Annotated in this window: 26 protein-coding genes and 1 riboswitch; of the genes, 22 read left to right on the plus strand and 4 right to left on the minus strand. The window is 47.4% G+C overall.

Going from position 1 to position 23,868, the window contains the following annotated elements:
* The first annotated feature begins 135 nt into the window (after positions 1-135).
* The 9 genes from QWY22_RS08395 (at position 136) to QWY22_RS08435 (ending at position 7,813) form a co-directional block, all read left to right on the plus strand.
* Complete coding sequence (locus tag QWY22_RS08395; RefSeq protein ID WP_300983956.1) at positions 136-1,089, plus strand: PstS family phosphate ABC transporter substrate-binding protein; 954 nt, start codon at positions 136-138, stop codon at positions 1,087-1,089.
* Between the two features lie 66 nt (positions 1,090-1,155).
* A complete protein-coding gene (gene pstC, locus QWY22_RS08400) occupies positions 1,156-2,082 on the plus strand; it encodes a phosphate ABC transporter permease subunit PstC (RefSeq protein WP_300983958.1) in 927 nt (308 codons plus the stop codon).
* Position 2,083: 1 nt separating this feature from the next.
* Entirely contained in the window at positions 2,084-2,962 is an 879-nt protein-coding gene (pstA, locus tag QWY22_RS08405; RefSeq protein ID WP_300983960.1) for a phosphate ABC transporter permease PstA, read from the plus strand.
* A 28-nt stretch (positions 2,963-2,990) separates the two neighbouring features.
* Complete coding sequence (pstB, locus tag QWY22_RS08410; RefSeq protein ID WP_300983962.1) at positions 2,991-3,806, plus strand: phosphate ABC transporter ATP-binding protein PstB; 816 nt, start codon at positions 2,991-2,993, stop codon at positions 3,804-3,806.
* A gap of 18 nt (positions 3,807-3,824) precedes the next feature.
* On the plus strand, positions 3,825-4,484 hold the full coding sequence (gene phoU, locus QWY22_RS08415) for a phosphate signaling complex protein PhoU (protein ID WP_300983964.1): 660 nt from the start codon (positions 3,825-3,827) through the stop codon (positions 4,482-4,484).
* 166 nt (positions 4,485-4,650) lie between these two features.
* The gene (gene rpmG / locus QWY22_RS08420) at positions 4,651-4,800 is read left to right on the plus strand and encodes a 50S ribosomal protein L33 (RefSeq protein ID WP_036809376.1); all 150 of its coding nucleotides are present in this window, start codon (positions 4,651-4,653) and stop codon (positions 4,798-4,800) included.
* Positions 4,801-4,948: 148 nt separating this feature from the next.
* A complete protein-coding gene (locus QWY22_RS08425) occupies positions 4,949-5,524 on the plus strand; it encodes a 5-formyltetrahydrofolate cyclo-ligase (RefSeq protein WP_300983966.1) in 576 nt (191 codons plus the stop codon).
* Positions 5,521-5,706: a YqgQ family protein gene (locus QWY22_RS08430; RefSeq protein ID WP_300983967.1), complete on the plus strand. Its 186-nt coding sequence runs from the start codon at positions 5,521-5,523 to the stop codon at positions 5,704-5,706. The genes QWY22_RS08425 and QWY22_RS08430 overlap by 4 nt, the downstream gene beginning before the upstream one ends.
* Positions 5,707-5,869: 163 nt before the next feature.
* The gene (locus QWY22_RS08435; protein ID WP_300983968.1) at positions 5,870-7,813 is read left to right on the plus strand and encodes an LTA synthase family protein; all 1,944 of its coding nucleotides are present in this window, start codon (positions 5,870-5,872) and stop codon (positions 7,811-7,813) included.
* Between the two features lie 90 nt (positions 7,814-7,903).
* Here QWY22_RS08435 and QWY22_RS08440 read toward each other — a convergent pair whose 3' ends face one another.
* Positions 7,904-8,083, minus strand: a complete 180-nt coding sequence (locus QWY22_RS08440; protein WP_036809368.1) for a DUF2759 domain-containing protein — start codon at positions 8,081-8,083, stop codon at positions 7,904-7,906.
* Between the two features lie 140 nt (positions 8,084-8,223).
* Between QWY22_RS08440 and QWY22_RS08445 the strand changes: the two genes are divergently transcribed.
* On the plus strand, positions 8,224-8,859 hold the full coding sequence (locus tag QWY22_RS08445) for an MBL fold metallo-hydrolase (RefSeq protein WP_300983969.1): 636 nt from the start codon (positions 8,224-8,226) through the stop codon (positions 8,857-8,859).
* Between the two features lie 60 nt (positions 8,860-8,919).
* Here QWY22_RS08445 and QWY22_RS08450 read toward each other — a convergent pair whose 3' ends face one another.
* Positions 8,920-9,162: a DUF2626 domain-containing protein gene (locus QWY22_RS08450; RefSeq protein WP_036809349.1), complete on the minus strand. Its 243-nt coding sequence runs from the start codon at positions 9,160-9,162 to the stop codon at positions 8,920-8,922.
* A 305-nt stretch (positions 9,163-9,467) separates the two neighbouring features.
* Here QWY22_RS08450 and comGA point away from each other — a divergent pair, with 305 nt between their 5' ends.
* The 10 genes from comGA to gcvPB all read left to right on the plus strand — a co-directional run bounded on the left by comGA (position 9,468) and on the right by gcvPB (position 18,033).
* On the plus strand, positions 9,468-10,511 hold the full coding sequence (gene comGA, locus QWY22_RS08455) for a competence type IV pilus ATPase ComGA (RefSeq protein WP_300983970.1): 1,044 nt from the start codon (positions 9,468-9,470) through the stop codon (positions 10,509-10,511).
* Positions 10,465-11,508 (plus strand): competence type IV pilus assembly protein ComGB, encoded by a 1,044-nt coding sequence (gene comGB / locus QWY22_RS08460; protein WP_300983971.1) that lies wholly within the window; start codon positions 10,465-10,467, stop codon positions 11,506-11,508. Before comGA ends, comGB begins: the two co-directional genes overlap by 47 nt.
* A gap of 11 nt (positions 11,509-11,519) precedes the next feature.
* Positions 11,520-11,834, plus strand: coding sequence for a competence type IV pilus major pilin ComGC (gene comGC / locus QWY22_RS08465; RefSeq protein WP_300983973.1), 315 nt, complete (start codon positions 11,520-11,522; stop codon positions 11,832-11,834).
* Complete coding sequence (gene comGD, locus QWY22_RS08470) at positions 11,819-12,259, plus strand: competence type IV pilus minor pilin ComGD (protein ID WP_300984357.1); 441 nt, start codon at positions 11,819-11,821, stop codon at positions 12,257-12,259. The genes comGC and comGD overlap by 16 nt, the downstream gene beginning before the upstream one ends.
* Before the next feature lie 25 nt (positions 12,260-12,284).
* Positions 12,285-12,548, plus strand: a complete 264-nt coding sequence (locus QWY22_RS08475) for a hypothetical protein (RefSeq protein WP_300983974.1) — start codon at positions 12,285-12,287, stop codon at positions 12,546-12,548.
* On the plus strand, positions 12,536-12,973 hold the full coding sequence (comGF, locus tag QWY22_RS08480) for a competence type IV pilus minor pilin ComGF (RefSeq protein ID WP_300983975.1): 438 nt from the start codon (positions 12,536-12,538) through the stop codon (positions 12,971-12,973). The genes QWY22_RS08475 and comGF overlap by 13 nt, the downstream gene beginning before the upstream one ends.
* A gap of 206 nt (positions 12,974-13,179) precedes the next feature.
* Complete coding sequence (locus QWY22_RS08485) at positions 13,180-13,695, plus strand: shikimate kinase (RefSeq protein ID WP_300983976.1); 516 nt, start codon at positions 13,180-13,182, stop codon at positions 13,693-13,695.
* 138 nt (positions 13,696-13,833) lie between these two features.
* A riboswitch (glycine riboswitch) is annotated at positions 13,834-13,925 on the plus strand.
* Positions 13,926-14,078: 153 nt separating this feature from the next.
* Positions 14,079-15,182, plus strand: coding sequence for a glycine cleavage system aminomethyltransferase GcvT (gene gcvT / locus QWY22_RS08490; protein ID WP_300984358.1), 1,104 nt, complete (start codon positions 14,079-14,081; stop codon positions 15,180-15,182).
* 27 nt (positions 15,183-15,209) lie between these two features.
* The gene (gene gcvPA, locus QWY22_RS08495; protein WP_300983977.1) at positions 15,210-16,577 is read left to right on the plus strand and encodes an aminomethyl-transferring glycine dehydrogenase subunit GcvPA; all 1,368 of its coding nucleotides are present in this window, start codon (positions 15,210-15,212) and stop codon (positions 16,575-16,577) included.
* Entirely contained in the window at positions 16,570-18,033 is a 1,464-nt protein-coding gene (gcvPB, locus tag QWY22_RS08500; RefSeq protein ID WP_300983979.1) for an aminomethyl-transferring glycine dehydrogenase subunit GcvPB, read from the plus strand. The genes gcvPA and gcvPB overlap by 8 nt, the downstream gene beginning before the upstream one ends.
* A gap of 61 nt (positions 18,034-18,094) precedes the next feature.
* Here gcvPB and QWY22_RS08505 read toward each other — a convergent pair whose 3' ends face one another.
* The gene (locus QWY22_RS08505) at positions 18,095-19,369 is read right to left on the minus strand and encodes an AAA family ATPase (RefSeq protein ID WP_300983980.1); all 1,275 of its coding nucleotides are present in this window, start codon (positions 19,367-19,369) and stop codon (positions 18,095-18,097) included.
* Between the two features lie 83 nt (positions 19,370-19,452).
* A complete protein-coding gene (locus tag QWY22_RS08510; protein ID WP_036809291.1) occupies positions 19,453-19,833 on the minus strand; it encodes a rhodanese-like domain-containing protein in 381 nt (126 codons plus the stop codon).
* Positions 19,834-19,989: 156 nt separating this feature from the next.
* Here QWY22_RS08510 and QWY22_RS08515 point away from each other — a divergent pair, with 156 nt between their 5' ends.
* A complete protein-coding gene (locus QWY22_RS08515) occupies positions 19,990-20,769 on the plus strand; it encodes a lipoate--protein ligase family protein (protein ID WP_300984359.1) in 780 nt (259 codons plus the stop codon).
* 188 nt (positions 20,770-20,957) lie between these two features.
* The gene (locus QWY22_RS08520; protein WP_300983981.1) at positions 20,958-23,516 is read left to right on the plus strand and encodes a vitamin B12-dependent ribonucleotide reductase; all 2,559 of its coding nucleotides are present in this window, start codon (positions 20,958-20,960) and stop codon (positions 23,514-23,516) included.
* Positions 23,517-23,868: the final 352 nt, after the last annotated feature.

The raw sequence follows: 23,868 nt of genomic DNA on the forward strand, positions 1-23,868 counted from the left end.
TCTGATTATTAAAAACATTTTTTTGATAATTGCATCTCCCGTTTACAATCTCTTAACAATCGCTTTATATGTCCTCAATAATCTCTCTATATAGTAATAAGAGTAAAGCAAACATACATTAGGAGGAACTGCACAATGAGAATCTGGAAATACGCTATGGCATCAACTATTCTTGGATCGACTTTAGTTCTTGGAGCTTGTGGTGGAGGCGCTCAAGAAGAGACAAGCTCACAAACTGCTGGTGAAGAAACTGCACAAGTGGAAGGCTCGGTTTCAGGTGACGGGTCATCTACAGTAGCTCCAATCATGGAAGGCATTGTGGAAGAATACGCAGGAGCTCAGCCAAACGTTCAAGTGACAGTTGGTGTTTCTGGTACTGGTGGAGGATTTGAAAAATTCATCCAGGGCGAAACGGTTTTCTCAAATGCATCACGTCCTATTAAAGAAGAAGAAGCAGCCAAGCTCGAAGAAGCCGGCATTGACTATACCGAATTCCTTTTGGCCTATGATGGATTGTCTGTAGTAGTCAGCAAGGAAAATGACTGGGTGGAAGATTTGACAGTCGAAGATTTGAAAAAGCTTTGGGTGGAAGACGGCACAACGAAAAAATGGTCAGACATTAATCCCGAATGGCCGGATGAAGAAGTGGTGTTCTATGCACCGGGGACAGATTCAGGAACGTTCGATTATTTCAATGAAGTCATCCTTGAAGACGAAGACTTAGTAAGTTCTGCCACTTTATCTGAAGATGACAATGTTCTTGTCCAGGGGATCCAAGCGGATCCAAACGCCATCGGATTTTTCGGATTTGCTTATTACCAAGCAAACCAGGATACGTTAAAAGCAGTGAAAATCGGAGGCATTGAACCGACCGATGAAACGATTGAATCCGGGGAATACGCACCATTGTCGCGTCCGTTATTTGTATATGCAAGCAACAAAGCACTTGCAGAAGATCCAGCAGCCTATAATTTCATGGAATACACCATTGAAAATGCCGGAGAGATGGCAGAAGCTGTCGGTTATGTAGCAGTTCCTGAAGAAGAGTACGAAAAAGATAGAGCTGATCTAGAGGCATTGAAAAAATAATACTGAAGTTCATGTAAAAGGGTGAGCAGCCGCTGCTTGCCTTTTGCGGTTGAAAGGGGATTCCATATGCGTCCATCTGTGCAAGAAATGATCGCGCAGTCGAAAGGTAAAAAGTTTAAAAAAAATGTAGAAAAGTTTGTACCTGTCATTTTGTTTCTGATTGCGTCGGTATCTGTACTGACGACAATCGGCATTGTCTTGACATTGATCGTTGAAACCATCACATTCTTCACCCGTGTACCGATCACCGACTTCCTGTTCGGCACGACGTGGCTGCCGTTCTCAAATAAAGAAGCGATGTTTGGCATATGGCCGTTGATTATCGGGACATTAAAAGTGACATTGATCGCGACCATCGTGGCTGTGCCAATCGGCATCGGGGCAGCGATTTACTTGAGCGAATATGCCAGTGAAACCGTCCGCCGCATCGTCAAACCGGTGCTGGAAATTCTGGCCGGCATTCCAACCATTGTTTACGGTTTCTTCGCTTTGACTTTTGTGACTCCGGTTCTGCAAAGCTTCTTTCCGGAAATCAAAATCTTTAATGCCATATCACCGGGGATTGTGGTGGGCATCATGATCATCCCGATGATCGCTTCTTTATCAGAAGATGCAATGAGTTCCGTACCGAAGCAAATACGCGAAGGCGCACTCGCCATGGGCTCGACGAAATTTGAAGTGGCGATGAAAGTAACATTGCCGGCGGCTTTATCCGGCATCGTGGCTTCTGTCGTTTTGGCAATCTCCCGGGCAATCGGGGAAACGATGATTGTTTCGCTTGCGGCAGGTTCCACGCCGAAGATGGACGGAGACTTTACCGGTTCCATCCAAACAATGACTTCGTATATTGTCCAGGTTTCCAAAGGGGATGCAGGGTACGGCACGACCATTTACTACTCCATCTATGCAGTCGGATTTACACTGTTCGTCTTTACGATGGTGATGAACATCCTCGCAAGTTACGTGTCAAAACGTTTCAGAGAGGAGTATTAAGATGAAATACATTGATCAACAATTAGTTGTTAAACGAATGAACGGCAGAAATTTAGTCAATAAGCTTTTCAAAGGAATCTTTATGCTGGCCACTCTAGTGTCGCTGTTGTTTCTGGCGATTCTTCTGTACCGCATCGGTACGCAAGGGATCAGCCACTTATCATGGGATTTCCTGAAAAATTTTGCTTCCCGTTTCCCGGAAAAAGCCGGCATTAAAGCTGCGCTGGTCGGCTCCTTGTGGTTAATGGCTGTAGTGGCTCCGACTTCAATTATTCTCGGTGTCGGCTCAGCGATTTACCTGGAAGAATACGCGAAAAAGAACCGCATCACTGCTTTTATCCGCACCAATATTTCCAACTTGGCAGGGGTTCCATCAGTGGTCTTCGGTTTGCTTGGATTGACCATTTTTGTCCGTGCGTTATCTCTCGGCAACAGTGTTCTTGCTGCGGGCTTTACGATGAGCTTGCTCATTTTGCCGGTCATCATTGTGGCAGCACAGGAAAGCATACGGGCTATTCCAGGAGAATTGCGAGATGCCTCTTTTGGCATGGGCGCCACGAAATGGCAGACGATTGTCAAAGTCATTTTGCCGGCTGCTATTCCTGGAATTCTGACAGGAAGCATTTTGGCATTGTCCCGCGCAATCGGAGAGACTGCACCGCTGATCGTAATCGGCGTACCGGTGATCATTCAGTTCCTGCCGTCAGGCGTCATGGATACATTTACCGCTTTGCCGATGCAGATTTATGACTGGTCCAGCCGCCCGCAACAGGAATTCCAGGTTGTAGCCGCAGCAGGAATCATCGTCTTGATGGTGGTCCTCCTATTGATGAACACCGTCGCAGCCGTCATCCGGAACAAATTCCAAAAACGTTATTAATCTTATTCATGCGGAAGGGGATTCATTTATGACAACAGTAAGCATACCAAAAGCGAAAAAGGGGTCCAACTTGAACGAAGTGGAAAACACCAACTCGGTTTATCTGACAAAGCAGCTGAATTTATGGTACGGGGAAAAGCACGCATTGAAGAATATCGACCTGGATATTAAAGAAAACGAAGTTACAGCGATTATCGGGCCGTCCGGCTGCGGGAAATCGACATATATCAAAACCTTGAACCGGATGGTGGAATTGGTGCCGTCGGTCAAAACCTCGGGAGAAATTTTATATCGGGACCGCAACATTTTTGATGCGGATTACAGCGTCGAAGAATTGCGTACACGCGTCGGCATGGTGTTCCAAAAGCCGAATCCGTTCCCGAAATCAATTTATGACAACATCGCTTACGGGCCGCGCATCCATGGCATCAAAAACAAAAAGATCCTCGATGAAATTGTCGAGAAAAGTTTACGCGGCGCCGCAATTTGGGATGAAGTGAAAGACCGTTTGACGGAAAATGCCTACAGCGTTTCCGGCGGCCAACAGCAGCGGATCTGTATCGCACGCGCACTTGCCATTGAACCGGATGTTATTTTAATGGACGAGCCGACTTCGGCGCTTGATCCGATTTCAACATTGAAAATCGAGGAATTGGTGCAGGAACTAAAACAGGATTACAGCATCATCATCGTGACCCACAATATGCAGCAGGCTGCACGCATTTCGGACAAAACCGCTTTCTTCCTAAACGGGGAAGTCATTGAATACGACCAAACGGATAACATTTTTTCCAACCCTTCAGACAAGCGGACGGAAGATTACATTTCAGGCCGGTTCGGCTAATAGAAGGAGGAAACCAGTATGTCGGTACGCGAAAAATTTGATTATGAACTCCAATCTGCACAAGAACAGCTCATTACATTGAGCAATATGGCAGTCGATGCCTTGACGAAAGCGGTAAATGCGCTGACAGACCATGACATTGACGCTGCCCTGGAAGTGATTGAAGACGATGCAGCGATCAATCAGCTCGAAGAAGAAATTAACGACAAAGTTATTTTGCTGATCGCCAAGCAATCTCCGGTCGCGACGGATCTCAGAAGGCTGATTGTCATCATCAAAGTGGCGACGGATATGGAGCGGGTCGGCGATTATGCCGTGAATATCGCAAAAGAAACGATTCGGATCGGCAAAGAGGAATTGCTGTCGCCCATTCATGAAATCAAGCAGATGCACGCGCTTGCTACTGCGATGCTGCGGCAAGTGATTGAAGCATTCGTTGAAGAAGACATCGTCAAAGCGAAAGAAATTGCAGAACTGGATGACCAAGTGGACAATCTGTACGGCGTCGTGATCAATAAGCTGATGAAATCTGGCGCTCAGCACCCCGATAAATTGAGCCAGATCACTCAGTTGGCATTTATTTGCCGCTACATGGAACGTTCAGCCGACCATGCCACCAATATAGCCGAACAGCTATTTTACCTGGTGCGCGGCAGCCATTACGATTTGAACAAATAAACCCGTTCTCCGGCTGAGCTTTTCGCCGGAGAATTTTTTATGGAAAGGAAATAAAAGTTAGTCACTAGCAGTAGACTTTGGTGCGAAATATGCTATAATAATTAAGTCGTATAGATCAACCGCTTAAATAAACAAATGATCTTTGAAAGAATTAGGAGGGATACCGATGCGTGTTAACATCACTTTAGCTTGTACAGAATGTAGCGAACGTAACTACAGCACTGTTAAAAATAAGCGCAACAACCCTGAGCGTCTTGAAATGAAAAAATATTGCTCACGTGAAAAGAAAATGACTTTACACCGTGAAACGAAGTAATTCATTGACTGCCAAAACCTTAACGGGTTTTGGCTTTTTTCTTTATAGAGGACAAACTAGGAACGAATCTTTCAAACTAGAGACACATACTTCAGTTACATACATAGATTTTCACTTTAGCTTTTAACAGAAGAAAGGAGACAATCAATTGGATAAAGCGATTCAGCGCAAGCAAGTACTAGATCACCTGAACAACATGGAGAAGGCGGAACACCAGCAAAAATCACGTGTCATTGTCGGCCGTTTGATGAAAGATCCTGCGTTCCAACAAGCTGGGACAGTCGGCGTCACCGTTTCGGCGTTTCCGGAAGTCGACACCCACGAACTGATCCAGGCATGCTGGGAAGCCGGAAAAAGAGTCGCTGTCCCGAAATGCTGGCGCAAGGACCGCACGATGGACTTTTATGCTCTTACGGATTTTAATCAATTGGAAACGGTTTATATGCACTTGAAAGAACCAAAAGTGGAAGAGACGGTACGCTTGGAAGCAGATGACATCGATTTGCTCATCGTGCCGGGGGTGGTGTATACAAGAGAAGGCTACCGGATCGGTTTTGGCGGAGGCTATTATGACCGCTATTTGGCAACTTATAACGGAGCGGCCCAGTCGCTGGCATTTGACGTCCAACTGGCTGACCGCATACTTGTGGAGCCCCATGACATACCGGTGGATGCAATTCATACAGAAAGCGAATCGATTGCGACAGGGAAGGTGAGCGGATGAAGAACTTATACGACGTCATGCAGCTGCTGAAGCGCTACGGCACCATTATCTATACAGGCGATCCAATTGCGGACCTTGAACTCATGGAAGAAGAAGTGCGGGAGTTGTACCGGCTGCAATTCATCAGCGCCAAAGAATACTCGACTGCAATGCTCATTTTGCGCCAGAAAAAACGCCAATAAATGCAAAAAAAATAAAAAAAGGAAACCAAAAAGCGTTTGATGCGTATCAGAACGGGTATCTTTTATGTTGAGCCAACATTAAGATTGTGACAATTCTGTCTACTATCATCACGCTTATGTTAAGCTATGTTGAAATTCGAATTCCAAAAGGAAGGTGCAGGAGATGTGGAAGAAAGAATGGCCCAAGCATTCTATTCTTGTAATTGCCATCGTCGCTACCTGGTTAAAGACTTATCTGACCTATAAAACCAGTTTTTCGATAACCATAGACAATGCGTTGCAGGAGTTCATTTTGTTCATTAATCCATTGAGCATGCTGTTGTTTGTTTACGGATTTGCATTGTTCTTTAAAAAGGAAAAAGCCAGAAACCGTTATGTACTTGCTATTGCACTTATTTCTTCTATTATATTGTACGCAAATGTGGCTTTTTACCGTTTTTTCAGTGACTTTATTACACTGCCTGTCCTGTTTCAGACAGACAATTTCGGGGATTTGGGATCGAGCGCTTCCGAAAGCGTTTTTATCACCGACCTTGTCTATTTTACGGATGTCATCCTGATCCTGCTGGCGATTAAGTTTGTCCGCATCAATCCGGCTTCCAGCTTGAATCTTGCGGTTCAGCGAAAAGCGTATTTCGTCATCTCGGCCGCTGTCCTGTTCTTTAATTTGGGATTGGCAGAAATGGAACGTCCGCAATTGTTGACGCGCGGCTTTGACCGGGAAATGCTCGTCAAAAACATCGGCATGTACAACTACCATTTATACGATATGTATGTGCAGTCGAAGTCACAGGCGCAGCGAGCCCTTGCGAACGGCTCTGAACTGGTCGAAGTGAACAACTACATCCGCGCCAACCAGCCGGACCCGTCAAAGGAGATGTTTGGCGCAGCCGAAGGACGGAACTTGATCGTCGTAACACTGGAGTCTTTGCAGTCGTTCACGATTAATGGAGAAATGGGCGGCAAACCGATTACGCCTTTCCTCAGTGAACTGACAAAAGACGAAGACACCATTTACTTCCCGAACTTTTATCACCAGACGGGTCTCGGGAAAACTTCTGACTCCGAGTTCCTGGTGGAAAACTCGCTGTATCCGTTAAGCGGCGGAGCAGTTTTCTTTACGCACAGCGGCAACACCTTCAATTCGATGGCAGAAAGCCTGGGCAACAAGGGTTACCATACCTCTGTCCAGCACGCCAACACAAAGAGCTTCTGGAACCGGGACATTATGTATCAGTCATTGGGCATCGACCAGTTTTTTGACATCGAGAGCTATACGATCGGCGAAGGAGACGCCGTCAACTGGGGGATGAAAGACATCCCGTTCATGGAGCAGTCGGTTGAACATATGGCCGATTTGCCGCAGCCTTTCTATACGCGTCTGCTAACCTTGACCAATCACCATCCTTTCTATTTGGATGAGGAAGACAAATTGATTGATGAATTTGATTCCAATTCCGGAACGGTCAACCGGTACTTCCAGACTGCCCGCTATTTGGATGAGTCCATTAAAGTCCTGTTTGAGGAATTGAAAGACCAAGGACTTTATGAAAATTCCGTCATAGTCATGTACGGCGACCATTACGGCATTTCTGAAAACCACAACGAAGCGATGGCGCAATATCTTGGAAAAGAAATTACGCCTTACGAATCCGCACAGCTGCAGAAAGTTCCATTCTTTGTCCATATCCCGGGGTACGGAGAAGGCCATGTTGATGAAGAAATTGGCGGACAAATCGATATTCGGCCAACGGTCATGCATTTGCTAGGAGTTGACTCTGAACAAGACATTCAGTTTGGCGGGGATTTGTTCTCCGAAGAACACGAAGAGTTTGTCGCCTTCAGGGACGGCCGTTTCATCACCGACAAGCATGTCTATGCAGGAAATGTCTGCTACGACATCGAGACAGGTATAGAGACGGACAAAGCGGCTTGTGAGCCCTTTATCGAGCCTGCATTGACCGAGCTGGAGTATTCCGAGTCCATCATCAATGGAGACCTGCTGCGGTTCTATGACGAAGAAAATGGCCAATTGATCCTGTCGGAAGATGAATTGAAAAAACTCGAAAAAGAACAGCAGAAGCTGAAAGAGGATCTGCAAAATTAAAACAAAAAGGATTCCGTAAAATTACGGAATCCTTTTTGTTTTGGGGAGAAAGAAAAAAACTGATGCATGGATGCATCAGTTTTTTAAGGATTAGTGCAGGCTTGGTGGGTAACCTTGGAAAATGATTGTCGCTACTGTGAAAGCACCGAAAATCACAAACGTACCGAAGTTAAAAAGAAATCCTAAAATTTGTTTGTTTTTAATGGTTTGCACAGAGCCTACTGCTGCTAAAATAGCAATAAGACCAAAAATAACCATAAGCAAGTTCATCTATGACACTCCCTTCAACTTTAACAGCCAGTGCCGTCGCGTTCTCTTTTATTGTAAAGAATTTGGCTAAGTTTGTCGAGCGCTAAAAATGTCATTCCGTTGAACAGTTGGAATGCTATACTTTAAATGAGGTGAACAAAATGCTGAAAATCAACCAAATGGAGCTGGGCCCCGTCCAGACGAATTGCTATATCATAGTGAACGACCAAAAAGAATGCCTGATTTTTGATCCGGGCGAAGAAAGCGGCAAGATTGTGTCTTTCCTGAAATCCAAACAATTGAAGCCGTTGGCCATCCTGTTAACCCATGCGCATTTTGACCATATTGGGGCAATCGACGATTTGCGGGAAATTTATGCCATTCCGGTCTATTTGCACCGATTGGAAAAAGATTGGCTGAGCCGCCCGAATTTGAACGGCTCCGGCAAATACAGCATGCTTCCGGATTACCGGATGAAAGAAGCGGATGTTTTGCTGGACCAGGAAAATGTACTTGAAATCAGTTCATTCAAAATGGACTTATTCCATACGCCGGGCCACTCACCGGGAAGCGTAACTTTTTCATTCGGCGATGAAGGCTTCGCGATTGTCGGCGATACTTTGTTCCGCGGCAGCATCGGCCGTACCGATTTGATTGACGGATCTGAGAAAAAACTATTGCAGTCAATCCGTAAGTCCTTGCTGACCCTGCCTGAGCATATGATCCTTTACCCGGGACACGGCCCAGAAACGACCCCTGAAATTGAAAAAGCGAGCAACCCTTTCTTGAAAGCGTAGCAAGCAAATAAAAAAAGCGGCCACGAGGGCCGCTTTTTCTTTGTTTTCTAAAGTTGTTGATTAGTGTCCAGCACCAGGAACATGGATGAACGTTGAGTAGTAAGTAAAGCCGACGAAAAATACTGTCAAGTAAGCTCCAAAAACATACAAGTACATGCGTTCAGAAATATTTAAGAATCCAAGTAGTACAAAAAAGCCGGTATTAGCAACCATTATCAATGATACTTCTACCATGTCGCCTACATAAAAAAGAACTGCGAAAATCCCAGTCCACCATCCCATTAATTTAAACATCTTGTCCATGGGTAATCCCTCCTTTGCCACACTACAGTAATCTCCTGTTTATTATATAGGAAATTGAGCGGGTGTGTAAACTACGAGTTGGTCTTTCTTTGTGACAAACACGTGTATTGTTGCTTCAAGCTTAACAAAGATTCGATTTTCCGACAAGGCGTTCTGGGAAAGCACATGCCAAAAATGAGATTTGCCCCGAAAACCGGGGGTCAAATAATTATTTTTGGTAAAAGTATTCCAATTTTAAAAGCAGCTCGCTATACTAGGATTGAACAAAGCGGCGGCCTTTGTTCAAACCAAAACAGGAGGTGGCTATGCAAGAAATTGTTGAACGCCGATGTGCCAAGCTGCTTCAAGATGCAGTTGAAAATGGCACAACTGACATCCACATCAAACCTGAACCAGCCTGCTACACGGTTTCTTACCGCTCGTTCCAATCGCTGCGGCAAGTTGCCAAAATCCCCCTTGATCTGGGCGATCGCATGATAGCCTATTTCAAATATCTTTCCCTATTAGATATGAGCGAAAAGCGCAAACCCCAAACCGGATCTTTTCACCTCCCAATTCAAGACCTTCCTTATTATTTCAGAATATCGACTCTTCCTTCCGTTTTGACAAAAGAAAGCATCGTCATCCGCGTAATGGCGGATAACGTCGCAGAATCGATCCATCAGCTTGCCGCTTTCCGGGATTCCGCACGCTTGCTGGAAAAGCTGGCGGAAGCGCCGCAAGGGTTGATCCTGCTCACCGGTCCGACCGGCTGCGGCAAATCGACGACGCTGTATTCGCTCCTAAAGCATTGCAGCGAAAAACTGAACCGCAACATCATCACGCTCGAAGATCCGGTCGAACGCAAAAACCAATCGATTCTGCAAATCCAGGTCAACGAAAAGGCAGGCCTCAGCTATGCCGCCGGGTTAAAAGCGATTCTCCGCCATGATCCCGACATCATCATGATTGGGGAAATCCGGGATGCCGATACGGCGCAAATCGCCGTGCGAGCAGCGTTGACCGGACACCTTGTGTTTTCGACCATCCATGCCCGGCATTCAGTCGGATGCCTGCACCGGCTTCGGGACTTGGGCATTTCTTTTGAAGATATGTCCCAAACACTGATTGCCGTTTCCGCACAGCGCATTATCCCGGTGTATTCGGATATGGAAGACCCCGAACTGTCGTACCGGGCTTTGTATGAAATTCTGCACGGCGACCGGCTGGACGAAGCGCTGGAATCCGCAAAAAGCCAGAAAAGCTATTCCTTGCCGGAGCATTTGTCTTTCGGCGGACAGATTCGGGAAGGAGTGAAAATTGGTGCGATTGAAGCTTCCTATGAAATCAAGCCGAATTCCTCTTCGTGACCGGGAACATTTCCTGAGCCGCCTCGCGGTCTTGATGAAAGAAGGCTATTTGCTGCCGACGGCGCTCACGCTGCTCTTGCCGATGCATACCACGAAGACTGAAGAAGCTTTAACCGGCATGACAGGCATCCTAAAAGGCGGCGGCAATGCCGCAGAAATTCTGAAGTTTCTCGGTTTTAAAGACCAGGTGCTGTTTCCCGTGGAAATCGCGGAGCACCACGGCCGCCTGGCGGAATCCATTGAAAGCATTGCTAAAAGCTTCGCCCGGACAGAAGGCGTCCAGAAAAAGCTGCGCAACATCATGGTGTACCCGGTTTCGCTGCTGCTGTTCACATCGGTGCTGTTCCTGTTTTTCCGCACGAATTACGTTCCCAATTTAACTGAATTGATGGAGTCTTTGCAGTCAGGGGAAGAATCGAGCGGAGTTCCGACCTATCTATTAAACTTGCCTGATCTGTTTATCGGCGTTTTCGCTGCCATCGGAATTACCACCGCTGTTTTTTGGGCTGTCCTTCAAAAGCAGTCCGTCGAACGGCAAATTGCTTGGCTCCTGAAGTTTCCGCTGCTCCGCAAATTCATGCGGCTGTATTGGTCGCATCTTTTGGCAAGGGAGCTGGGAACGCTTTTGCACAGCGGCATTTCGCTTCAGGAATCACTTCATCTGCTCCAAAACCAGACCTATCATTCCATCATTCAATATATGGCAAAGTCCTGCCACGAAGAAGTGATGACAGGCAATCCGCTTTCAGCGGCGCTTGGCCGCCAAGCTTTTTTCGCCGCTGATATGGCGTCGTTTGTCCAGCACGGAGAAATGACCGGCTACCTTGGAAAGGAATTGATTCTATACAGTGAAGTGCTGATGGAACGCATCGAGCAGCACACGTCCCAATTGCTGCGCGTCATCCAACCGTCGTTTTTTATCATGATTGCCATTTGCATTGTCGGTGCTTATTTGGCGATTCTATTGCCGATGTACAATCTAGTCCACACCATTTGAGGAGGAGAACTATGCGTCTATTAAAAAACCAAAAAGGATTTACATTGATTGAAATGCTGATTGTAATGCTCATTATTACGGTTTTAATCGCCATTGCCATTCCGAACGTCACGAAACAAACGTCAGCGGTCGATGAAAAAGGCTGCAAGGCGTTTGTGCACATGGTGCAGGGCCAAGTGGAATCTTATCGGATGGATGAGAAAAAAGTGCCGACCATTGCCGAATTGGTGTCAGGCGGATATTTGAAAACCGATGAAACCACTTGCCCGAACGGCGATGCGGTGGAGATTTCCACTGAAGGAGTCGTCACATCAAGAGCGTCTTAAAGCAAGGCGGCTTTACTTTGCTTGAAATGCTTTTGGTGCTGGCGATTTTAATGACCGTGATCGGCATCGCCATCCCTTCGTACCGCACCTTTGAAACGGAACAAGAAGAAGACCGTTTTTTTGATCTGCTGCTTCGGGATATTTACTACGCCCAAAGCGAAACGTACCGCAGCAAAACATCCGTTATGGTGGTGTTCCGCGAAAGCGACAAGACGTATGAAGTGATTCAAAACTTCAAAAAGATGCTGCCGGCGAGAAAACTGCCGCCTTCGGTCAGCATCCTAAAAACGAGCAATATCAATGGCGTCTATTTTACGGCAAACGGATCTGTGACAAGCGCGGGTACGATGCGCTTCTCAACGAGCACGGGAGAACGTTCAATGGTCATCCATTTGGGAAAAGGAAGGGTGGTTTTTTCTGAATGAAAACGGATATTCCTGGGCCGAAACCATGTTAAGCCTCTTGATGCTCTTTATGCTGTTCGGCACGTTGCTGCCGGTAATGCAGCAATTGCAGCAGTCGCTCCATATAAAGAAAGAACGCATGATTGCCTTTGAGACGCTCCATGAAGGCGCCAAAGAATTTCGTGCACTTGGGAATGCGGCCGGTGAAAGGCGGGCCGGCGGAGTGGTTTACCGCTGGGAAATGGCGGAGCAGCTGTGTGTGCACTATGAAAATTACAAGCAAGTAGAAAAAACGATATGCATCGAATAAAAACCTGTGATGAAAAAGGCTTTGTACTCTTAAATTCGCTGTTGGAGCTGTCGATTTTGATGATTTTTTTGCCGATTGTCGTGCTGTTTTTCGGATTTATGCTGTCCTTCTCAAAAGAGGCCGAGGCCAAACGCGTGGAATGGCAGTTGTTCAGTGTGGAATTGCAAAGCTATCTGGCGGGAAGCGATTCAGTCGAAATCATCAATAACGGAGGGGGGATCCGCACGGTTCAGCAAAGCGTGGAATACGATATCGAGCTGTATGAACATTCGGTGCGCAAGCAGAAGTTCAGGCAAGGCCATGAAATTATGCTGACGCGCATCAAAAACTGCCGATTTGAGCTGGATGGCCAAAAATTAACCGTCCTTGCAGAATTCTCAAACGGCGCGATCGAGGAGGTTGACTATGTGGTTACACCTCCTTAAGTCCGACAAAGGCGCATTATACCCCGGCACGCTCGTCTTTTTTCTATCGGCGCTCATCCTGCTGTCCCACGGCCTCTCAATCTATTCGGTCCAGTACAAAACATATGATGGATTGGAAAATATGCATAGACATGCTACGATACAACTACTAATGGAAATTAAAACGCAGAAAACGCCGGAGCAGTAGGGGAGTATCGGGTAGAAAGATGAAAAGAATATATTTAGTCGGATTTATGGGCTGCGGCAAAAGTGCGGTGGGCAGAAGGCTCAGTTTTTTATTGAAACTTCCTTTTTACGATATGGATAAGGAGATTGTCCGCCAAACCGGCATGACGATTCCGGAAATTTTCGAGCAGCATGGAGAAGAATATTTTCGGAACCTCGAAACACAGTTTTTGAAAAATCACAGCCATGACAATTGCATCGTTTCAACTGGCGGCGGGGTAGCGCTGCGTGAAGAAAACCGGAAAATTATGCGCGAAACCGGTTTGGTGCTGTTTTTGGATGCGCCTTTTCGGGAGATTTGGCGACGGATCCACAATGATGTGAACCGGCCGATTGTCCGCAACTCGACACGTGAAGAAATCGAAGCTTTGTTCAAATCGCGCTACCGCCATTACAAGGCAGCAGCCCATATCACCATCCGTACAGAATTCCGCACCTTGCGGCAAATTACACAATATGCCGCTTTTCAAGTGAATCGCTTAAAAGGCGAACAATAAATGTTTATATTTATTTATCGTTCGTCTTTTTATGCTCTGCAGAAAATTGTTTGCGCTTCCGCCTAATCAATGTTAGGATATAGTCAAAGTTATACTATTCTGTATAACGGTTTGGACCAAATGTTATGATTTGGGCGGATGAGCGCACGGGGAGAGAACGCGAAAGCGTCGCCGAAGGAGCAAATAACGATAGTTATGAATCTCTCAGGCAAAAAGACTCGTGCAGGACGCATCTCTGGAGAATGCTGCTTTGCAGCTACCAAAGAGGAAAGCCGTAAAGGTAAACTTTCAGGTTCCAGGACAGAGATTTCCCTATTCTATAGGGGAATCTCTGTCTTTTTTTGTGGAATTTGATTATCTGAGGAGGAAGATGAATGGGCGAAATGACAGGGCAATTGCAGCGCACCCCTCTTTTTGAGGCATACGCAAAGTACGGCGGAAAGACGATAGATTTTGGCGGCTGGGAACTTCCGGTCCAGTTTTCGAGCATCAAAGAAGAGCACGAAGCGGTCAGAACGAAGGCCGGCCTTTTTGATGTTTCGCATATGGGAGAAATCCTGGTGACGGGCTCCGGCAGCCTGGAATTTTTGCAGCGCCTGGTGACCAATGACGTTTCCAAAATTCAGGATGGCCAAGCCCAGTACACGGCAATGTGCTATGAAGACGGCGGTACAGTGGACGATTTGCTGATTTACAAAATCAGTGATGCCCATTACTTGCTGGTTGTCAATGCATCCAATATCGAGAAAGATTTTGAATGGATGCAAAAAGCTGTATCCGGCGACGTGAAACTCGACAACCAGTCGGACCAATACGGGCTATTGGCGCTTCAAGGACCGCTTGCCCAATCCGTATTGCAGCGTTTGACAGATGAAGATTTATCGCAAATCAAAGCGTTCCGTTTTAAAACCGATGTCCAAGTCGGCGGGCAGACGGCCATCATTTCCCGGACCGGTTATACAGGAGAAGACGGTTTTGAAATTTACGCAAGCCCGGATGCAGTGGTTGCGCTTTGGGATCAGATCCTTGCTGAAGGACAGGCAGACGGCGTGGTTCCATGCGGATTAGGCGCACGGGACACATTGCGCTTTGAAGCATGCCTGGCACTATACGGACAGGAATTGTCGAAAGATATTACACCGCTCGAAGCCGGCATCAACTTTGTGGTGAAATTGAAGAAAGAATCGGATTTCATCGGAAAAGCTGCACTCGCTGAACAAAAAGAAAACGGCGTACCGCGCAAATTGGTCGGCATCGAAATGATCGACAAAGGAATTCCTCGCCATGGCTATGCGGTTTTTGCAAACGGTGAAAAAATCGGGGAAGTGACCACTGGCACCCAGTCACCAAGCTTGAAGAAAAACATCGGATTGGCTTTGGTTGCTGCTGACTTTGCCGAACTTGGTGTGGAACTGGAAATTGAAATCCGCAACAAACGCCTTAAAGCGACAACAGTCGAAACACCGTTTTACAAACGTTCAAAATAATTTCATTTGAAAAGGGGACAGCACTCCATGAAACATCGATATTTACCAATGACGTCTCAAGACGAAAAAGACATGCTGGACACAATCGGAATCCAATCGATCGATGAATTGTTTGCGGACATTCCTGAAAAAGTCCGTTTTAAAGGCGAATACAATATTAAAGCAGCAAAATCCGAATCTTCTTTGACAAAAGAGCTGGCTCAATTGGCGGCAAAAAATGCCGATTCCAATCGTTTCGCTTCGTTTCTTGGTGCAGGCGTTTACGACCACTACAAACCGATTATTGTGGATCATGTGATTTCGCGTTCTGAGTTCTATACAGCTTATACGCCGTATCAGCCGGAAATTTCGCAAGGTGAATTGCAGGCGATTTTTGAATTCCAGACGATGATCAGCGAATTGACCGGCATGGATCTTGCCAACTCTTCCATGTATGACGGCGGAACAGCGCTTGCAGAAGCAGGCATGCTGACTGCCGGGCATACGCGCCGCAAGAAAATCCTGGTTTCCCGTGCCGTCCACCCGGAATCGCGCGCAGTCGTACGTTCATATGCATTAGGCCAATCAATTGAAGTGGAAGAAATTCCTTTGAAAGACGGCCATACCGATATTGAAGCATTGAAAAACCTGATTGACGATAATGTGGCAGCGGTTATGATCCAATACCCGAACTTCTTCGGCCAAGTGGAAGATTTGTCCGTGTTTGAACCGGTTATCCACGAAGCAGGTGCGCTGTTTGTTGTATCGGCCAATCCATTGGCGCTTGGTGCATTGACGCCTCCTGGAAAATTGGGTGCAGATATTACGGTCGGCGATGCACAGCCGTTCGGAATTGCCGAAGCATTCGGCGGGCCGCATTGCGGATACTTCGCTGTGACAAAGAAATTGATGCGAAAAGTTCCTGGACGTCTGGTCGGTGAAACGACGGATGAAGACGGGCGCCGCGGCTTTGTATTGACCTTGCAGGCGCGCGAACAGCATATCCGCCGCGATAAAGCGACTTCCAATATTTGTTCGAACCAGGCATTGAACGCACTGGCTGCTTCCGTTGCCATGACAGCGCTCGGTAAAGTCGGCACGAAGCAGATGGCGGTGCAAAACATCACCAAAACCTACTATATGAAACAGCAGTTGAAAAATGCCGGATTCGAAATTGCCTTTGACGGCGCCCATTTCAACGAAATTGTTGTCAAAACGAAAGTTCCTGTGAAAGAAATCAATGCCGCTTTGCTTGAAAAAGCCATCATTGGCGGATACGATCTTGGCCGCAGCTACGACGAGCTGGAAGGGCATATGCTCGTTGCAGTAACCGAACAGCGTACGAAAGAAGAAATCGATGCATTTGTGCAGGTAGTTGCTGCAGCAGTGCAGGAAATGGGGGCTACTCATGCATAAAGACAACCAACCGCTCATTTTTGAAATGACGAAAGAAGGCCGCATCGGCTACAGCCTGCCGGATCTTGAAGTTCCGGAAATCGATTTGAAAGACGTTCTGCCGCAAGGCTTGATCCGAGAAGAAGCAGCAGAGCTTCCGGAAGTGTCGGAACTGGACATCATGCGCCATTATACGGCCTTATCAAAACGCAACCACGGCGTAGATTCCGGATTTTATCCGTTGGGTTCTTGTACAATGAAATACAACCCGAAAATCAACGAAACCGTTGCCCGCTTCCCTGGGTTTGCAAATATTCACCCGCTGCAGGAAGAATCGACTGTCCAAGGCGCGATGGAATTATTGTTCGACTTGCAGGAACACTTGAAAGAAATCACAGGCATGGACGAAGTGACGCTTCAGCCGGCTGCCGGCGCTCATGGCGAGTGGACAGGTTTGATGATGATCCGCGCTTACCACGAATCGAGAGGCGACATGAACCGCACCAAAGTGATCGTTCCGGATTCCGCACACGGCACCAACCCGGCATCGGCAACAGTAGCCGGTTTTGAAACCGTTACAGTGAAATCAAATGAACACGGCTTGGTCGATCTTGAAGATTTGAAGCGCGTTGTCGGGGAAGATACAGCGGCCTTGATGCTGACCAACCCGAATACGCTCGGCTTGTTTGAAGAACAGATCCTGGAAATGGCTGCTATCATCCACGAAGTAGGCGGCAAATTGTATTATGACGGCGCGAACTTGAATGCCGTCATGTCAAAAGCGCGCCCTGGCGACATGGGCTTTGACGTTGTCCACTTGAACTTGCACAAAACCTTCACCGGCCCCCACGGCGGCGGCGGACCGGGTTCAGGCCCTGTCGGCGTGAAAAAAGACTTGATTCCATATTTGCCGAAGCCGGTATTGGTGAAATCCGGAGAAGGCTTGACATTCGATTACAACCGCCCGGAATCAATCGGACGCGTCAAACCATTCTACGGCAACTTCGGCATCAACGTCCGTGCCTATACGTATATCCGCTCAATGGGGCCGGACGGCTTGAAAGCGGTAACCGAATACGCAGTGCTGAATGCCAACTACATGATGCGCAAACTGGCGCCTCATTTCGATTTGCCGTATGACCGCCACTGCAAACACGAGTTTGTGTTAAGTGGGCGCCGCCAGAAAAAACTGGGCGTGCGTACATTGGATATGGCGAAACGCCTGCTTGACTTCGGCTACCATCCGCCGACAATCTACTTCCCGTTGAACGTGGAAGAAGGCATGATGATTGAGCCGACCGAAACAGAATCGAAAGAAACGCTTGATGCGTTCATCGATGCAATGATCCAGATTGCGAAAGAAGTGGAAGAAAATCCGGAAATCGTCCAGAATGCTCCACACACAACCGTAATCAAACGCTTGGATGAAACGCAGGCGGCCCGCAAGCCGGTTCTGCGCTACACGAAAGCCGAATAAATTCAAAAAGCCCGCTTGAAAGGATAAACCTTTCAAGCGGGCTTTTTTCTGTTCCATGGCATTAAAAACCGATCGTCGATTCCGGATCTTCCCAATCATTGCGTTCGGTGCGTTTGTTCTGTTTCTGGAGTTCCTGTATGCGTTTGGCATAGCCAGAGTCGCCGTCGTAATGCCAATTGAGTGCAGAACTCATATATAGCTCGTTCAGCTGTGAAATGGACAAGCCTTTTGTCAATTTCGCCATGTCATCGATTTCGTCTTCCGAAAAAATAGATTTGATGTCGAGTTTCCGTAAATACTGCTTGCGCAGCTTTTTGTCGGGCGATGGGATTTCATAAGCGCGGTCAAAGCGTCCGGCGCGGTTGATCAGCGCCGGGTCGATCCGTTCCGGGTAATTGGTCGTACCGATAATGAACAAGCCTTCGCGCGATTGGGTGCCGTCTAGCGTGTTCAGGAAAACCGAGCGGGTGAACTCCGGCATCGAATCGATGTCTTCAATCACGAGAATAGCCGGAGCGAGCCTGGAGACGATCCCAAACACTTCCTGGACGGTGTAGCTGTTCGTATACTCTGTAATCTGCCAGTAGACGACAGGCGCTTCTGTAGAGCCGGTGATGGATTTCACGAGCGTTGTCTTGCCGTTGCCGGGAGAGCCGTACAGCAGGATGCCGCGTTTGAACGGCACGCCGTAGTCTTTAAAGAACTGGCCGCCGTCGCGGAAAAACTCATCAATCGAACGGAAAATGTCCTGTTTCACACCGGCTTCAAGCATGACATCGGCGCGCGAGACAATTGCCATCTCGCCGTAGTTGCGCCTTCTAACCCCTTCTTCCGTATCGACTAGGAATGTGATATTGTTCATCAATGCCTGGCGCAGCATTTCGTTCAAGTCTTCAAGGAAGCGGAACGCGCCGTCGATGGATTTGGCGTAGCATTGAAATTCCGGCCAGCTGTTGTCGGCCGTCGTATAGAAGGGCAATTGCGTCAGCGCGACTTCGTGGGCGGGAAAATAGATCAGCCGGTTGTCAAATGTCTCCTGGATCTTTAAATTGCCGCTGTGCAAATCATCCGGCACATTGCCGATTTTGCCCATCGGACGCGCCTCGTAAACATAAGACAAAGTTTCGTAGGTTAGCTGGCCGTTTTCCATCATATCTAGAAGGTACGTGTGGAGTTGCGTAATCGTTTCAGCGATGTCGATGTGCATCCAGGCGCCAGCGGAACGTTCGTTGAGCTGGGAGAAGATTCGGCCGGATACAGCAGCGATATCCGCGTAATGCGGCAAGGTTTCACGGATTGCGTGGTTGTGCGGGAATAAAATTGTCGGTTTTGTCATGGTTTTCCTCTTTTCTAAAGAATCGAATCGCCTGTTTGGGTAGAAAAAAAGTCTTTCCGGTTTGGAAAGACTTTATGGGTGCATCATTTGGATTTAACTTTGCCGGTCCATTGCTTGAAACCGCCTTGCAATTGATACAATTGGTTATAGCCTTTTTTCTTCAGGAATAACGCGACCCGGCCGCTGCGTGCACCGTTTTGGTCATACAAGTAGACCGGTTTGTCGGAACGGATTTCTTTATAGCGCTGGCGCAATTGGGATTGAGGAATGTTGCGCGCGCCCAGGATGTGCCCGCCGGCAAACTCTTTCGGTTCGCGTACATCGATCAGCTGAGCTTTGCGGTAGCCTTCGATAAATTGTTCTTGTGTTAGATTTGTGACAGCTTTTTTAATTCGGAAATAGGAAATCAGTCCGAAGATGATTGCTATCAGCAGAACGCCTAAGATGATATACAGAAAATCCAATGTTCTTGCCCCTTTCTATTCTCCTTTTATTATAAAAGAAGGAGTGACGGTTATTCAATGCCAATGTTACACTAATTATTGGATTTAGGAGGCGATCTTGTGAAATTTGCAGATTGGTATTTCATAAACTCGGGGCAAAACAGCCCCGCTTTCAATATGGCAATGGATGAAGCGTTATTGGACTGGCACAGCGAAGGGCTGATTCCGCCGGTGATCCGTTTCTACGGATGGAATCCGGCCACTTTGTCGATCGGCTATTTTCAGCGAGTGGAAAAAGAAATTGATATGGATCAGGTTTCAGCGCTCGGGCTCGGTTTTGTTCGCCGACCGACCGGTGGAAGGGGAGTGCTTCATGAGCATGAACTGACATACAGCGTCATTGTATCGGAAGATTACCCGGAAATGCCGGAGACGGTGACAGAAGCTTACCGCGTCATCAGCGGCGGGCTGCTGCAAGGATTCAAAAACCTGGGGCTGGATGCGTATTTTTCAGTGCCCGATACCGACGAAAAACGGGCGGATTTAAAAAAGCCGAAAAGTGCGGTCTGCTTTGATGCACCGAGCTGGTATGAAATGGTCGTTGAAGGAAAAAAAGTGGCGGGAAGCGCGCAGACCCGGCAAAAAGGGGTCATCCTGCAGCACGGAGCCATCTTACTGGACCTGGATGCTGAAAAATTGCTGTCTGTCTTTAAATTTTCGAGTCCCGAATCCGAAGAGGCCATGCGCCGCAAAATTCCGGAAAAAGCGGTGGCGATCAATTCGCTCCGGGAACATCCTGCAACCATTGAAGAATGCGTCGATGCTTTTAAGGCCGGCTTTGAAGAGGCTTTATCGATCCATCTCCATCCTTACATATTGAATGAGGAACAGCTTGCATATGTTAAATCCATAGAAGAGAAAAAGTACGGCAACGATGTATGGAATTTTCGGAATTAAGGAGTCTTTTGGCTCATTTTGAATTCTGGGTCCAATGGAAAAGCTTGCTGCAAGTGGATTTTCAATTGGAAATAATTCCAGCGCAAAATTTTGTTATTCCAAAGAGTTTCAACATCTAGTATCATGGGAAATGTAGTAATACTATATATAGTGTTTGACTCCATATAATACGAAGGAGGAATTGTCAAATGGTTTCTGTTACACAAACTCAATACACATTAGATCCACATTCTTTAAACACCGACATTCAAGCGTTTCCGCAAGTGCATGCGATTACTCCTGACATGAAAATTACACATAAAGGGGTATCCCGCCTCGTCATGATCGACCGGTATTCATTCAAAGATACGGAGAAAAAGACGCTTAAAGCCGGCGACTTCGTCGTCTTGACCGTCAAAGAAGATCCGAAATTCCCGGCTCGCGGCCTTGGCTATATCGTTTCAATCGATAAAGCCGCAAACACTGCAAAAATCTGGATCGAAGAAGATTACCGCAGTGCGATCGACAAGGAAAGCGAACAGGAAAGCGGAATCGTCAACCGTACGTTGGATGTCATTGAAAAGCCGCTCGAAGTCTATTACGAGCAAATCGCAAAACGCAACGCAACGGGTCTGGCATCTGTTGAAACGACTCCGGAAAAACGCCAGGAATGGTTCGAGAAATTCTACCAGCAATTGGTCGGATTGAAGTTCATTCCAGCTGGGCGCGTTCTATACGGAGCAGGAGCAGATACGGATGTAACGTATTTCAACTGTTACGTAATGCCGTTTGTGGCGGATTCACGCGAAGGAATTTCGGATCACCGCAAACAAGTAATGGAAATCATGTCTCGAGGCGGCGGAGTCGGAACAAACGGTTCGACGCTGCGTCCGCGCAACACATTGGCGCGGGGCGTCAACGGAAAATCTTCCGGTTCGGTTTCATGGCTCGACGACATTGCAAAATTGACTCACTTGGTAGAGCAGGGCGGTTCGCGCCGCGGCGCCCAAATGATCATGCTTGCCGACTGGCACCCGGATATTGCGGAATTCATCATTTCAAAAATGCAGAATCCCCGCATCCTCCGTTTCCTGATCGAGAACTCGGAAGATGAAACGATTAAAAAACTTGCGCACAATAAATTGAAATTTAAGCCGCTGACAGAACAGGAAGAAGCCATGTACCAAGGCATCCTGAACTACCGGGCGATTCCGGGGATGGGTGGATTCAATGAAAAAATCATGCGCGACGCTGAAACGAAGCTGCGCGATGGCGGCACGTATTCCGTCCATAACGAAGAGTTCCTGACAGGCGCCAATATTTCCGTGACCTTGACGGATGATTTCATGAAAGCGGTGGAAGAAGATGCAGATTTCGATTTGCGCTTCCCGGCTGTTGAGTCGTACTCAAAAGAAGAAATGGCCGTCTACAACGAGCAATGGCATGAAGTAGGCGATGTGCGCGAATGGGAAAGATTAGGCCATAAAGTCCGCACTTACCGTACGATGAAAGCTCGTGAACTGTGGAATTTGATTAATGTTTGTGCGACTTACTCAGCAGAACCCGGCATTTTCTTCATCGATAATGCCAACGAAAAAACAAACGCGAAAGCATACGGCCAAAAAGTTGTTGCGACAAACCCTTGCGGTGAGCAGCCGCTTGCGCCTTATTCCGTTTGTAACTTGGCAGCAGTCAACTTGGCGCAATTTGCCGACCCGTCAACTAAGCAAGTGGATTTTGAAGCATTGAAAGAAACAGTGCGCGTCGGTGTCCGCATGCAGGACAATGTGATTGATGCGACTCCTTACTTCCTTGAAGAAAACCGTGTGCAGGCTTTAGGTGAGCGCCGTGTCGGACTTGGGGTTATGGGCCTTGCGGATCTTCTCATTTACTGCGACAAAGAATACGGTTCGCCTGAAGGCAACGAATTGGTCGATGAAATCTTCAAGACCATCGCTGTGGCAGCCTACGAGCAGTCGACGGAGCTTGCAGTGGAACGCGGAAGCTTCCCATTCCTAGTCGGCAATACCGACGAAGAAACAGCAGCGCTTCGGAAAGCATTCACGGAAACCGGCTTTATGCAAGGCATGCCGGAAGAAGTCCGGGAAAGAATCCTGGAAAACGGCATCCGCAACTCGCATTTATTGACAGTTGCTCCGACTGGATCAACCGGTACTATGGTTGGCGTATCGACCGGCCTTGAACCTTATTATTCCTTCACTTACTACCGCAGCGGGCGTCTCGGCAAATTCATCGAAGTGAAAGCCGACATCGTGCGCGAGTACTTGAAAAATAATCCGGAAGCGGATGAAGAAAACTTGCCAAAAGCTTTTGTCACTTCAATGGACTTGGCTCCTGAAGCGCATGCGGATGTGCAGTGCATTATCCAGCGCTGGATCGATTCATCCATTTCGAAAACGGTCAACGCACCGCGCGGCTATACAGTCGAGCAAGTGCAAGGCGTCTACGAGCGCTTGTACAAAGGCGGAGCAAAAGGCGGCACAGTTTATGTCGACGGCAGCCGTGATTCACAGGTATTGACGCTGAAAGCGGAAGAAAATACGTTTGAAGAAAGCCATCCGGAAGAAGTCAAAGGAAAACGGCCAATCGTCCTTATTGATACCATTCAGGATCTGCGTTCGACAAATGTCACCATCGGCTCTGAAGTGGGCGACACATGCCCGGTTTGCCGCAAAGGGACAGTTGAAGAAATGGGCGGCTGCAACACTTGCACCAACTGCAACGCTCAACTGAAATGCGGATTATAATAAGAAAAGCGTAAGCGACCGTATAGATTCGACAGGGATAAGACGCTCAGGCGTAGCGGCGTGATTTAAGCCGCGGCGCCAGAGCGGCTTATGACCCGAGAATCTGGGAGCTGGAGTCTGGACATTAGAATACTTTAACTATAGATTGTTTGAGAAATAAGGGCATGTGCTTTTTAATAATCTAGAAAACGCGACGGCTTCGGCCGCCGCGTTTTTTTTATGGGAAAAACTGAAAGGCGCTACAGTTAGTTCGATTTCAGCATCCGGTAACAGGTTCGACTCAAAATTTATTATGAAAAAGCCCATTTTTTTAATAAATGTATAAAGCTACATAAGGGTAAGTTCAGATAAA

The sequence above is a fragment of the Planococcus liqunii genome (genome assembly GCF_030413595.1).
Classification (GTDB): Bacteria; Bacillota; Bacilli; order Bacillales_A; family Planococcaceae; genus Planococcus; species Planococcus liqunii.